A 13,102-nucleotide genomic window follows, 5' to 3' on the forward strand; every position below is an offset into this window, starting at 1 on the left:
TTTAGGCCGCTGCCGATGGCTGGAGCGTGTTGAGAGCGCCGGAGCCTCCGGCGGGGATATTTGGGGCAAAAAGAAAGACATGCCCTTGGGCGACGAATTGGATGGATTTGGAATGAGCGAGACACTTACCTGCATATCGCCGATCGACGGATCGGTCTATGCCACGCGCACGGCGCTTGACATTGGCGGCGCACAGGCAGCGGCAGCGCGGGCGCGCAGCGCGCAAGTGAACTGGGCGGCGCGGCCCCTGGCAGAGCGCATCCGGCTGGTCATGGACGGGGTAGACGCCGTTGGCGCGATGAACGACGAAGTCGTGCCCGAACTGGCCCACATGATGGGGCGGCCCGTGCGCTATGGCGGCGAATTCGGCGGCTTCAACGAACGCGCGTCGTATATGGCGAAGATCGCCGAGGACGCGCTGGCCGATATAGAGGTGGGCGAGGACGCCACGTTCACGCGCTATATAAAGCGGCTGCCGCATGATGTGGTCCTGGTCGTGGCACCGTGGAATTACCCTTACATGACCGCGATCAATACCGTCGCGCCTGCGCTGATCGCGGGAAACGCGGTGCTGCTCAAGCATGCCACGCAGACGCTGCTGGTGGGCGAGCGGATGGCACGGGCGTTTCATTCGGCGGGTGTGCCGGAGGATGTTTTCCAGAACGTGTTCATGGGACATGACACCACATCGGGCCTGATTGCCGCGGGCGCGGTGGATTTTGTCAACTTCACCGGGTCGGTCGGCGGGGGCCGCGAGATGGAGCGCGCGGCGGCGGGCACCTTTACGCCAGTGGCGACCGAGCTGGGCGGCAAGGATCCCGGTTATGTCATGGAGGATGCCGATCTGGACGCCGCAGTCGATACGCTGATCGACGGCGCGATGTTCAACTCGGGCCAGTGCTGCTGCGGGATCGAGCGGATCTATGTGCATGAGAACCTTTACGACGAATTCGTCGAGAAAGCAGTCAAGATCGTGGAAGGTTACGTCCTGGGCAATCCCTTGGATGCGGAAACCACGATCGGGCCGATGGCGCATGTGCGCTTTGCCCGCGAGGTGCGCGACCAGATAGACGAGGCGATCGCCGCCGGGGCCAAGGCGCATATCGCCACGATGCCCGCGGATGATGGCGGCGCATATCTGACGCCCCAGATCCTGACCGATGTCACCCATGACATGCGTGTGATGCGCGACGAAAGCTTTGGCCCCGTCGTCGGCATCATGAAGGTCGCGTCGGACGAAGAGGCTGTCGATCTGATGAACGACAGCAACTTTGGCCTCACTGCCAGCCTTTGGACAGCTGACGTGGCGCGCGCGCAATCCATAGGCGACCGGATCGAAACGGGCACCGTCTTCATGAACCGCGCCGATTACCTCGACCCCGGGCTGTGCTGGACCGGCTGCAAGGACACTGGTAAGGGCGGCGGGCTGTCGATCATCGGCTATCACAATCTGACGCGCCCCAAATCCTACCATCTCAAGAAGGTGACAAAATGAACCTCATTGGAAACTGGTCCTATCCGACCGCTATCAAATTCGGCGCGGGCCGCATCGCAGAGCTTCCGGCCGCCTGCGCACAGGCCGGGATGACGCGCCCTCTTTTGGTCACCGACAAGGGGCTGGCCGACCTGCCGATTACCAAGCAGGTGCTCGACATCATGGAGAACTCCGGTTTTGGCCGCGGCATGTTCTCGGACGTCGACCCCAACCCGAACGAGATCAATCTGGCCGCCGGTGTCACCGCCTACCTCGAAGGCGGGCATGATGGCGTGATCGCCTTTGGCGGCGGCTCGGGGCTGGATCTGGGCAAGATGGTCGCCTTCATGGCGCATCAGACGCGGCCCGTCTGGGATTATGAGGATGTGGATGACTGGTGGACGCGCGCCGATGCGGACGCGATTGCGCCGATCATCGCGGTGCCCACCACCGCCGGCACCGGCTCCGAAGTGGGGCGCGCAAGCGTCATCACCAACTCGGTCACGCATGTGAAGAAGATCATCTTTCACCCCAAGGTCATGCCCGAGGTCGTCATCTGCGATCCGGAACTGACCGCCGGCATGCCCAAGTTCATCACGGCGGGCACCGGGCTTGATGCCTTCGCTCATTGCGTCGAAGCCTTCAGCAGCCCGCATTACCACCCGATGAGTCAGGGCATGGCGCTTGAGGGGATGCGCCTCGTCAAGGAATATCTGCCGCGTGCCTATGCGGACGGCAATGACCTTGAGGCGCGCGCGCATATGATGAGTGCTGCGATGATGGGCGCGACCGCCTTTCAGAAGGGCCTGGGCGCCATCCACGCGATGAGCCATCCGATCGGCGCAGTCTTTGGCACGCACCATGGCACGACCAATGCTGTCTGCATGCCTGCCGTGCTTCAGCTGAACGCGCCCGAAATCCGGGACCGCTTCCGCAGCGCGGCGGCATATCTGGACATAGAAGGTGGCTTCGACGGCTTCTGCGCCTTCGTGCAGGACTTCAACGATTCGCTCGGCATCCCTCGCAAGCTGTCGGAGCTGGGCGTCAAAGCCGAGCGCATCGACGATCTGGTCGATGAGGCGGTTCAAGACCCCAGCTGCGGTGGCAACCCCGTCAAGCTGACCAAGGAAAACCTGCGCGCGATGTTCGAGGCCAGCCTCTAGGGCTTTCGTTGTGCTTTAAGGCGTTCCGCCGAAAGCGTGGTCACAGCTTTTGGCACGGCGCTTTCAATACTCAAAAATCCCCCGGATGCCCGCATACGGCATCCGGGGGATTTCCGTTACTGGCCGCGCCCTACTCGGCGGGAACGGCAATATCCTCGTCACCCAGCGGATGGGGCAACTTGTCGAGCATCTCGCGCGGGCACACCTGAAGGAAGTGACCGCGCTCAGTGGCCCAATGTTGCAGGATGTCCTGAGCCTTGAGGCTGCCGGTTTCCGCCGCGTGGCGCTCGATCAGACCCTTCAGCTGCGCCTCCCAATGGGGATGCTGGACCGCGCAGGTAACAATCGTCTCGCGGTTCATCAACGGGGCCGCATCGCCGTTCGGGTCATAGAGATAGGCCATGCCGCCGGTCATGCCCGCGCCGAAATTGGCACCCAGACGGCCCAGGATGACAGCGACGCCGCCGGTCATATACTCGCACCCGTTGCTGCCGCAGCCCTCGACAACCACATGCGCGCCCGAGTTGCGCACCGCAAACCGCTCGCCCGCGCGCCCGGCGGCAAAGAGATACCCCGCGGTCGCACCATAAAGGACCGTGTTGCCGATGATGGTGTTCTCGCTGGCCTCCAGCGGGCTCGACATGGGCGGGCGCACCACGATGATACCGCCCGAGAGGCCCTTGCCCACGTAGTCATTGGCATCGCCCTGCACTTCCAGCTTCAGACCCGGGGCGGCAAAGGCGCCAAGGCTCTGACCCGCGCTCCCCGAAAGCTTGACCGTCAGGTGATCGGGCTGAAGCGAGTTTCGCATGCCGAACTTGCGCACGATATGGCTGCTGAGGCGCGTGCCGACGGTGCGATGCGTGTTCTGGACCGCGTAGTGCAGCTGCATCTTTTCCCCGTCATCGAGGAAACGGGCGGCATCGCGCACGATCTCGGCATCCAGCGTATCGGGCACTTCATTGCGCGGGCGCAAACGGTCGAGCGGGATCTTCTGATTGGCGACAGTTATCAGCATCGGGTTCAGATCCAGATCATCAAGGTGCGCCGAGCCACGGCTGACCTGAGTCAGAAGGTCCGCGCGCCCGATCACCTCGTCGAGGCTGCGCGCGCCGATGCTGGCCAGCACCTCGCGCACTTCCTGCGCATAGAATGTGATGAGGTTCACGACCTTGTCCGCGTTGCCGGTGAACTTCTCGCGCAGCGCCTCGTCCTGCGTGCAGACGCCGACGGGGCAGGTATTGCTCTGGCATTGGCGCACCATGATGCAGCCCATGGCGATCAGCGCCGCCGTGCCGATGCCGTATTCCTCGGCGCCCATCATGGCGGCCATGACGATGTCGCGCCCGGTGCGCAGGCCGCCATCCGTGCGCAGGGTCACGCGGCCACGCAGGTTGTTCATCGACAGAACCTGATGCGCCTCGGTCAGGCCCATTTCCCACGGCAGCCCGGCGTATTTTATCGAGGTTGCGGGGCTGGCCCCGGTGCCGCCGTTGTGGCCCGAGATGAGGATGACATCGGCCTTCGCCTTGGCCACGCCGGCGGCGATGGTGCCGACGCCCGATTGCGCCACCAGCTTGACCGTGACCTTCGCCTTCGGATTGATCTGCTTGAGGTCGTAGATCAGCTGCGCGAGATCCTCGATCGAATAGATGTCGTGATGCGGTGGTGGCGAAATCAGGCTCACACCCTTGGTCGAGTGGCGCAGCCGCGCGATCAGCGCGGTCACCTTCATGCCCGGCAACTGGCCGCCCTCACCGGGCTTGGCGCCTTGGGCGACTTTGATCTCCAGCTCTTCACATTGGTTCAAATACTCGGCTGTCACGCCAAAGCGGCCCGAAGCGACCTGCTTGATCTTGGCCGAGGGGTTATCGCCATTCGACTCAGGGGTGAAATGCGCCGGATCTTCGCCGCCCTCGCCACTGTCACTGCGTGCGCCGATGCGGTTCATCGCGACGTTGAGCGTTTTGTGCGCCTCGGGGGACAGCGCGCCAAGGCTCATCCCCGGCGTGACAAAGCGTTTGCGGATCGCCGTGACGGATTCCACCTCATCCAGAGGGATCGCCTTGCCCATCGGCTTGATCGCCATGAGGTCGCGCAGATGAATGGGCGGGGCCGATTGCATCGCCGCCGAATACCGCTTCCACAGATCGAAGCTGGCGGTATTGCAGGCGGTTTGCAGCATGTGCATATTCTGCGCGCCCCAGGCGTGGCTCTCGCCCGTCTTGCGCGCCTTGTAAAAGCCGCCGATGGGCAGAACGTTATCGGCAGTGGCATAGGCCTTGGCGTGGATTTCCTCCAGCTTGGTCTGGATGCCGGTGACACCGATGCCGCTGATACGGCTGACGAGGCCGGGGAAATACTCGGCGCACATCGCCCGTGACAGACCGATGGCCTCGAAGTTCAGGCCGCCGCGATAGGAGGAGATGACGGAGATGCCCATCTTGGACATGATCTTGAGCAGGCCCTGGTCGATGGCCTTGCGGTAACGCGCGACCGCCTCGGTCAGGGTGCCGTCCAGCAGGTTCCGCTCGATCCGGTCGGCAAGGCTGTCCTCGGCAAGATAGGCGTTGACCACGGTCGCGCCCGCGCCGATCAGCACGGCGAAATAATGCGGGTCGATGCACTCGGCCGAGCGCACGTTGAGCGAGCAGAATGTGCGCAGCCCCTTTTGCGTCAGATGGCTGTGCACCGCAGAGGTGGCCAAGATCATCGGCATCCCGATGCGCTTTTCGCCCGCGGCCTGATCGGTCAGCACCAGATGGCCCGCGCCGCTGCGCACGGCATCCTCGGCCTCGGCCCGGATGCGCGTCAGCCCCTCTTGCAAGGCGTTCGGGCCGGGCGCAAAGGTGCAGTCGATGTGCCCCACATCGGCGTTGAACTGCTCCATCAGCATGGTCCATTGCGCGTTGCCGACAAATGGGCTGTCCAGCACGAGGATCTGCGTCTGCGCGCCGCTTTCGTCCAGCACGTTGCGCAGGTTGCCAAAGCGTGTCTTGAGGCTCATCACGCGGTATTCGCGCAAACTGTCGATGGGCGGGTTCGTCACCTGGCTGAAGTTCTGCCGGAAGTAATGGCTCAGTGGGCGGTATTGCTTGCTGAGAACGGCGCTGGGCGTATCGTCGCCCATGGAGGCGATGGATTCCTTGCCGTCCTCACCCATGGGCGCAAGGATCTGTTCCAGCTCTTCGATGGTATAACCTGCCGCGATCTGGCGGCGGCGCAAATCGGTGCCAGTGTGCATCGGCGCCTCGCTGACGACGCCCAGCGCATCGTCCAGCTCGTTGATCTTGCCAACCCACTCCCCAAAGGGCAGCGACGCGGCAAGCTTGTCCTTGATTTCGACATCATGAAAGAGTTTGCCCTCTTTCATGTCAATGGCCAGCATCTGGCCCGGACCCAATGCGCCCTTCTCGCGCACGGTGGCCTCGTCGATCGGCACCATTCCGGCCTCACTGCCAGCGATGACCAGGCCGTCGCCGGTCACGACGTAGCGCATCGGGCGCAGGCCGTTGCGGTCGAGGCCCGCGCAGACCCAGCGGCCATCGGTCATGGCCAGCGCGGCGGGGCCATCCCACGGCTCCATCACGGAGTTGCAGTAGGAATACATGTCGCGCCATGCCTGCGGCAACTCCTGCGCGAGGTTCGACCAGGACTCGGGCACCAGCATGGTTTTCGCCATCGGGGCCGAGCGACCGGCGCGCACCAGCACCTCGAACACCGAATCGAGCGCGGCACTATCGGACGCGCCGCCGGGGATGATTGGCTTGATATCCTCGGCCAGATCCCCAAAGGCGCTGGAGGCCATGCGGATCTCGTGGCTCTTCATCCAGTTGCGGTTGCCCTTGAGAGTGTTGACCTCGCCGTTATGGGCCAGCATGCGAAACGGCTGCGCCAGCCACCACTGCGGAAAGGTGTTGGTCGAATAGCGCTGGTGATAGATGGCGAAGGCGGATTTGAACCGCTCGTCCATCAGATCAGGGTAGAAGACCGCGACCTCTTCGGCCAGCATCATGCCTTTGTAGATGATGCTGCGGCACGACAGGGACGCGATATAGAAGTTGTTGATGCCTGCGGCGATCACCGCCTTTTCGATGCGGCGGCGGATGACGTATAGCTCGCGCTCGAACGCCTCCTCCTCGATGCCGCGCGCATTCGAGATCAGGATCTGCTCGATTTCGGGACGGGTCGCGTTGGCCTTCTCCCCAAGGCAGTCGACATTGACCGGCACGTGGCGCCAGCCATAGATCGTGTGGCCCAAACGCAGCACTTCGGTCTCGACAATCGTGCGGCACGCCTCTTGCGCGGCAAAATCGGTGCGCGGCAGAAAGACCTGACCAACGGCAACCAATTGATCTTCGCGCGGCTCATGCCCGGTGCGGCGAATCTGATCGTAAAAGAAAGGCACGGGGATTTGCAGGTGGATGCCTGCGCCATCGCCCGTCTTGCCATCCGCATCCACGGCGCCGCGATGCCAGATCGCCTTGAGCGCGTTGATGCCCGCCTGCACGACACGGCGCGACCGCTTGCCACTGACCGCGACGACAAGGCCAACACCGCAGGAGGAATGTTCCTCGTCATGGGCATACATGCCATTTTCGGCCAGCCAGTCACGCTTGGCCTGTTCCTGCGCGGCCCATGTATCATCGAACTTGGTCATATCTGAATTCCTCGGCTTGGCGTAAAATGGCTAGGCTTGAAGGGCCGGGCAGCAGTGGCGCCCGGCTGTTATTCTGCGGCGACAGCCTGCTGTGCGGCCAGATCGCTGAGGATCGCATCGGCGCAGTCGCGCCCATCGCGGATGGCCCAGACGACGAGCGATGCGCCGCGCACGATATCGCCGACGGCATAGACGCCCGGCAGGGATGTGCGCCCGGTTGTGAATTCGGCCTTGATCGTGCCCCAGCGCGTGACGGCGAGTTCTGGCTGATCCCAGAGCACCGGCAGCTCTTCGGCCTCGAAGCCGAGCGCCTTGATGACCAGATCGGCGGGCTCGTCATGGACCGCGCCGTCGATTTCCTCGGGGCTTTGGCGGCCCGTCGCATCGGGGGCGCCAAGGCGCATCTGCTGGACGCGGACAGAGGTGACGGGATCGCCGGAAAAGCCCTTGGGCAGGCTGAGCCATGCAAACTCCACACCCTCTTCCTCGGCATTGGCAACCTCGCGCTGGCTGCCCGGCATGTTGGCGCGGTCGCGGCGGTAGAGGCATTTCACCGAGGTCGCGCCCTGCCGGACGGCGGTGCGCACGCAATCCATCGCTGTATCGCCGCCGCCGATGACGACGACGCGCTTGCCCTTGGCATTCAGGGTGCCGTCATCGAATTCGGGCACCGCATCGCCAAAGGATTGCCGGTTGCTGGTGGTCAGGAAGTCGATGGCGCGCACGATGCCCTTGGCGCCCGCGCCCGGCCCCTGCAACTCGCGCGATTTATAGACACCTGTGGCGATGATCAGCGCGTCATGCTCGGCCCGCATCTGGGCAAAGGTAATGTCCTCGCCCACATTGCAATTGAGCCGGAAGGTCACGCCGCCCGCCTCAAGCTGTTCCATGCGGCGCATGACCACATCCTTTTCCAGCTTGAAGCCGGGGATGCCGTAGGTCATCAGGCCGCCGCCACGGTCATAGCGATCATAGACGGTGACCTGCACGCCCGCGCGGCGCAATACATCTGCCGCCGCGAGGCCGCCGGGGCCCGCGCCGATGATGCCGACACTCTCGGGGCGCTCCTGCGCGGGCGCGGCGGGCGTGACCCAGCCTTTTTCCCACGCGGTGTCGGTGATGTATTTCTCGACCTGACCGATGGTGACGGTGCCATGACCCGATTTCTCGATCACGCAATTGCCCTCGCACAGGCGATCCTGCGGGCAGATGCGGCCACAGATCTCGGGAAAGGTATTGGTGGCCTGACTGATCTCATATGCCTCTTGCAAGCGCCCCTCGGCCATCAGGCGCAGCCAGTCGGGGATATTGTTGTGCAGAGGGCAATGGCTCTGACAGTACGGCACGCCGCATTGGCTGCACCGGCTGGACTGCTCGCGCGCCTTTTCGGATGCGTATTCGGCATAGATCTCGCGGAAGTCCTGTGCGCGAAGGTCCGGCGGACGCTTCTCGGGCATGTCGCGCATCACGGTCGTGAATTTCAGCATCGCATTGTCAGCCATCAGAACACCTATCCAAGCAGAGCATGATGGATAGACCGACTGGCGACGGTATAAAAGACAGCACTACTGTCCTATATATGAGAAATAAGGTGGTGCGGCGAAATACGGCAGGCTATTCATCTCAATTTAAGTCAATAATTATGACCTTTATGTCAAAACCCAGCGAGCAGGAGCCCCAATGCAATCGTTCCGGCGATGATTCGCCACCATCCGAACAGCGCGTATCCATTACGCGACACAAAGCCGAGCAGCCATTTAACCACGAATAGTCCGCTGACAAAGGCCATGGCAAAGCCGACGGCGATATCGCTCATGGCGCTCAGATCCAGCACGGCGCGGTTCTGGTAGAGGTCATAGGCGACGGCCCCGGTCATCGTCGGCATCGACAGAAAGAACGAGAATTCCGCCGCCGCACGCTTGTTGACCCCCATAAGCAGCGCGCCAACAATCGTGGCCCCGGACCGGCTGGTGCCCGGAATCATGGCAAGGCACTGAAACAGGCCGATGCGGAATGTCACCCATATCGGCAGATGCGCCGCATCGTCATAGCGCGGCTCGGGTGCGAACCTGTCGACAAAGATAAGGACAATGCCCCCCAGGATCAGCATGACCGCAACCAGAATGGGCGTCTCGAAGAGAACCATCTTGATGAAGTCATGTGCCAGAACGCCCACGACCAGCGCGGGCAGAAAGGCGACGATCACCGTCGCCAGAAAGCGCCGCGCGCCGGGGCTGTGGGGTGCGTCGATGATAACCTGCGCAAGCCGGGTGAAATAGACACTCAGAAGGGCCAGCACCGCACCTAACTGGATCACCACCTCGAAACTGCGTCCGGGGTTATCAAATCCGATGAAGTGCCCGATCAGCAGCAAGTGCCCCGTGGACGAGACGGGGATAAACTCGGTCAGGCCCTCGATCAGCCCGAGGGCGGCCGCGACCAGCGTGGTGTCCGACATGACTGCACCGCTCTTGCCTGTTTCAAATGCCCGCGCGCTGGCGGAAGCCTCGTGTGGTCATGGCTCGCCGATCTGCGCCGGCTGGGCCGATCTTCTATTTTAGTGCGTGTCCAGCTTGCCGGACACATCCTTGGCCGACTCCTTCATCGCCGCATACTGACCCGAGGGCCGGAAGCGCCAAAGGTAATCGGGCAGAACCGCCTCCAGCGCCGTCGGCTCGAGTCCCAGTTCGGCAAAACCCTTGGCGCCCTCGGGCACCACGTTGTCAGACTTCAACGACGTGACCTGATCGCGCGTGATTTGCGCGGGTGCAAGGCCCAGCGTCAGCGTCTGGCCCGCCTCCATCACGGCGCCCAGCCCGCTGGCGGGCAGGAAGGGGATGTTGATAATAAGGCGGCGGCGCCGAATGATATCGAGCATCATCTGCATCAGCTCGCGGAAGGTATGCACGTCTGGCCCGCCCAGTTCGTAGATGCCGGGCGCCGCCTTGCCCTGCGCCGCCATGGCAGCCGCATCGGCGACATCGCCCACATACACCGGCTGAAACCGCGTATCGGCGCCGACCACGGGCAGCACAGGGCCCATCTTGGTCATCGCGGCAAAACGGTTAAAGAACTGGTCCTCGGGCCCAAAGACAATCGACGGGCGCAGGATAACGGCGTTCGGGAAGTGCTCGAGAATGCCCTTTTCGCCGCGGCCCTTGCTCTTGGCATAAAGGCTGGCACCATCCGTATCCGCACCGATCGCCGAAAGGTGGACCAGATGCGCGACTCCCTCTTCGGCAGCAATCCGCGAAATACGTGTCGCACCGTCGTCCTGCACGGCGTCGAAGTTGTTCTTGCCCTTGCGGTCGAAGGTGCCGACGCAGTTGACCACAGCATCTGCCTCGCGCGTGACGCTGCGAACGCTCTCATCATTGCGGATATTGCAGATCACCGGCTCGACCTGGCCAACGACGCCGTAGGTGCGCACGAAACCGGCCGCCTCAGGGCGGCGGCACGCGACGCGCACGCGCCATCCGGCCTGCGCCATCCGGTACGCAACATACCGACCGACAAAGCCCGATCCGCCAAAGATTGTGACCAGTTTCGACATAAGAGCAGCCTCCGGCGCGCATTGCTGTGTTTTGTTGCGCCTACTGTCCTACCTGCGCTGCGCCTTGCGGGCAAGGCGGCATCGCGACCCGCATCAAAAAGCCCGTTGACACGCCCCCGCCCCCCGTCTAAACGGCCCCTCACGTGACCTGCCCAGGTGGCGGAATGGTAGACGCGCTAGCTTCAGGTGCTAGTACTGGCAACGGTGTGGAGGTTCGAGTCCTCTCCTGGGCACCACTTGAATTCCCAAAAACATGATAATGATTTCGCTATCGGGATTTGACTTCGCGTCCCGTTCGCTTTCAGCACTCATTCGCGTTGCAGACGTTTCCGATTCTTCGCAACTTGGCGCACGTATCCTGTAAACGGACAATCGACCACGCAGAGGGCGACGGCCTTGCGGCTTTCATGCTCTGACAGCAGGCGACCCTCAATCCCGCAAGGCATGCGCCTGGGCTTGCCCCCGCCTGCAACCCCATCGAAAACGCCAGGGGGCCATTGTTGCGGCCATTGCCTCTCGCCGTTCGAACGCATTAATGTGCCATTAAAATCGGTCTGCGCCCCCCCCCCCCCCGCGTTTCCGTTCAGAGGAGCAAGGCAATCGATGCCACAAGAGCTATTGATAATCGGCGCGGGCGAATTCGCAGATATCGCTTACGAGTATTTTACCGTCGATAGCCCCTACACGGTCGTTGGCTTTGCCGTCGAGCGCGCGCATCTGGCTGAGGACGAGAAGTTCGGGCTGCCCGTCGTGGCGCTGGAGGATGCGGTGGCGCGCTTCGATCCTGCGACGACCGAGGCGCATGTCGCAATCACATCGACGCAGTTGAACCGGGTGCGCCAGCGGCTTGTCGGCGTGGCGCGCGAGCATGGATATACACTCGCCAATTTCATAAGCCCTCGCGCGATGGTGTGGCGCACCGCAACCCTTGGTGACAACGTCTTCATCTTTGAAAACAACGTGGTCCAGCACGGGGTGCACATCGGGGATGGATGCGTGCTGTGGTCCGGCAACCATATCGGGCACCAGAGCCGGATTGGCGACTTTTCCTTCATGTCATCTCATGTCGTGGTATCCGGCTACTGCACGATCGGCCCGCGCAGCTTTCTGGGTGTGAACGCCACCTTTGCCGACGGCGTCACGATTGGCGCCGATAGCCTCGTCGGGATGGCAGCCGTGATCAACAAGTCGTTCCCGGATAACGGTTTGATCCTGAATGGCCACCCGGCAGAGCCGTCGCGCGTGTCGTCCTACCGCTACTACAAGCTGAAGCCGCCCGCATGAGCTGGCACAAGATCGGTCTGATTTATTGCCCGCAGTCAGATACGGGATGGGCGCGACACTCCTTCATGACGCCCACCCCCTGGCTGCGCAACGGTGACACGATCCGCCTCTTTGGCGGCGTCCGGGATGATCTGGGGATCAGCCGCATCGGCTGGGTCGATGTCGATGCCTCGAACCCGGCCCGCATCAAGGGGGTGTCAGCGCAGCCTGTGCTGGATCTGGGCGCGCCGGGCATGTTCGACGACAATGGCGTGATCCTGGGTGATGTGCTGGAGGTGTCGCAGGACGAGTTGCGCCTTTACTACGTTGGCTTTCAACTGGTCGAAAAGGCCAAGTTTCTCGCCTTTACCGGCGTTGCGATCAGCCGCGACCGCGGCGATACGTTTCAAAGATATGCGCCGACCCCTATTCTGGATCGCTGTCCGGAGGGCAGCTTCATCGGTGCGCTTCATTCTATCGCGCCGCTGCCCGAGGGTGGGTATCGCGCGTGGATCGCACGGGGGCGCGGATGGCAGGAGCTGGGCGGAAGGAAGTATCCGCAATACGACAGCTGGACGCTGACCAGTGCGGATGGGCTGCGGTTCGAGAATGCCTCGGCAACCCGGATCATCACGCCGAATGAGGATGAGTACCGGATTGGCCGCCCCCGCGCGAACCAGCTGCCCGACGGAACTTGGGAGCTGCGCGCCACGTCCGACACTCTGTCCAAGCAATACGCCGCCTTTCGATTCACCTCGCCCGACGGCGTCAGCTTCACCCGGACAGACGAGACCGAGATCCCGCGCGGCGCGCCCGGCAGTTGGGATGGCGAGATGACCTGCTATCCCGCGCATCTCACTGCGCCGGATGGCACGCGCTACCTCTTTTACAACGGCAATGATATGGGGCGCACCGGGGTCGGCGCCGCGCGCTGGAAAGAGTGACGGCTGCCGAAGCCCCATACCGGCCGCATCGGTGTGAATGCCGCG

General features: G+C 62.8%; 8 protein-coding genes and 1 tRNA gene. 5 read left to right on the plus strand and 4 right to left on the minus strand.

Features of this window, described 5'->3' with window-relative positions; translation table 11 throughout:
* Nucleotides 1-112: 112 nt before the first annotated feature.
* Both V8352_RS02590 and V8352_RS02595 read left to right on the plus strand, forming a co-directional pair.
* Nucleotides 113-1,495, plus strand: a complete 1,383-nt coding sequence (locus V8352_RS02590) for an aldehyde dehydrogenase family protein (RefSeq protein WP_336422688.1) — start codon at nucleotides 113-115, stop codon at nucleotides 1,493-1,495.
* Nucleotides 1,492-2,637 carry an iron-containing alcohol dehydrogenase gene (locus V8352_RS02595; protein WP_336422689.1) on the plus strand — a complete coding sequence of 382 codons (1,146 nt, stop codon included), beginning with the start codon at nucleotides 1,492-1,494 and terminating at the stop codon, nucleotides 2,635-2,637. The genes V8352_RS02590 and V8352_RS02595 overlap by 4 nt, the downstream gene beginning before the upstream one ends.
* Before the next feature lie 130 nt (nucleotides 2,638-2,767).
* Here V8352_RS02595 and gltB read toward each other — a convergent pair whose 3' ends face one another.
* From gltB to V8352_RS02615, 4 genes are all read right to left on the minus strand, one after another.
* Nucleotides 2,768-7,297, minus strand: a complete 4,530-nt coding sequence (gltB, locus tag V8352_RS02600; RefSeq protein WP_336422690.1) for a glutamate synthase large subunit — start codon at nucleotides 7,295-7,297, stop codon at nucleotides 2,768-2,770.
* A 68-nt stretch (nucleotides 7,298-7,365) separates the two neighbouring features.
* Entirely contained in the window at nucleotides 7,366-8,799 is a 1,434-nt protein-coding gene (locus tag V8352_RS02605; RefSeq protein ID WP_336422691.1) for an NAD(P)-dependent oxidoreductase, read from the minus strand.
* A gap of 152 nt (nucleotides 8,800-8,951) precedes the next feature.
* On the minus strand, nucleotides 8,952-9,755 hold the full coding sequence (locus V8352_RS02610) for an undecaprenyl-diphosphate phosphatase (RefSeq protein ID WP_336422692.1): 804 nt from the start codon (nucleotides 9,753-9,755) through the stop codon (nucleotides 8,952-8,954).
* A gap of 99 nt (nucleotides 9,756-9,854) precedes the next feature.
* Nucleotides 9,855-10,850, minus strand: a complete 996-nt coding sequence (locus V8352_RS02615) for a complex I NDUFA9 subunit family protein (RefSeq protein ID WP_336422693.1) — start codon at nucleotides 10,848-10,850, stop codon at nucleotides 9,855-9,857.
* Between the two features lie 150 nt (nucleotides 10,851-11,000).
* Here V8352_RS02615 and V8352_RS02620 point away from each other — a divergent pair.
* The 3 genes from V8352_RS02620 (at nucleotide 11,001) to V8352_RS02630 (ending at nucleotide 13,057) form a co-directional block, all read left to right on the plus strand.
* Nucleotides 11,001-11,086: transfer RNA gene (locus V8352_RS02620), tRNA-Leu, on the plus strand.
* Between the two features lie 367 nt (nucleotides 11,087-11,453).
* Nucleotides 11,454-12,134, plus strand: a complete 681-nt coding sequence (locus V8352_RS02625) for an acetyltransferase (protein WP_336422694.1) — start codon at nucleotides 11,454-11,456, stop codon at nucleotides 12,132-12,134.
* A gap of 65 nt (nucleotides 12,135-12,199) precedes the next feature.
* Nucleotides 12,200-13,057: a hypothetical protein gene (locus V8352_RS02630; protein WP_336422695.1), complete on the plus strand. Its 858-nt coding sequence runs from the start codon at nucleotides 12,200-12,202 to the stop codon at nucleotides 13,055-13,057.
* Nucleotides 13,058-13,102 lie beyond the last annotated feature (45 nt).

This window comes from Roseovarius sp. D0-M9, assembly GCF_037083805.1.
Classification (GTDB): Bacteria; Pseudomonadota; Alphaproteobacteria; order Rhodobacterales; family Rhodobacteraceae; genus Roseovarius.

What these genes read in the sequence shown, in the direction of transcription:
- V8352_RS02605 (WP_336422691.1), bottom strand. Translation starts at nt 8,799, where the DNA reads ATGGCTGACAATGCGATGCTGAAATTCACGACCGTGATGCGCGACATG.
- V8352_RS02595 (WP_336422689.1), top strand. Translation starts at nt 1,492, where the DNA reads ATGAACCTCATTGGAAACTGGTCCTATCCGACCGCTATCAAATTCGGC.
- V8352_RS02590 (WP_336422688.1), top strand. Translation starts at nt 113, where the DNA reads ATGAGCGAGACACTTACCTGCATATCGCCGATCGACGGATCGGTCTAT.
- V8352_RS02615 (WP_336422693.1), bottom strand. Translation starts at nt 10,850, where the DNA reads ATGTCGAAACTGGTCACAATCTTTGGCGGATCGGGCTTTGTCGGTCGG.
- V8352_RS02625 (WP_336422694.1), top strand. Translation starts at nt 11,454, where the DNA reads ATGCCACAAGAGCTATTGATAATCGGCGCGGGCGAATTCGCAGATATC.
- V8352_RS02630 (WP_336422695.1), top strand. Translation starts at nt 12,200, where the DNA reads ATGACGCCCACCCCCTGGCTGCGCAACGGTGACACGATCCGCCTCTTT.
- V8352_RS02610 (WP_336422692.1), bottom strand. Translation starts at nt 9,755, where the DNA reads ATGTCGGACACCACGCTGGTCGCGGCCGCCCTCGGGCTGATCGAGGGC.
- gltB (WP_336422690.1), bottom strand. Translation starts at nt 7,297, where the DNA reads ATGACCAAGTTCGATGATACATGGGCCGCGCAGGAACAGGCCAAGCGT.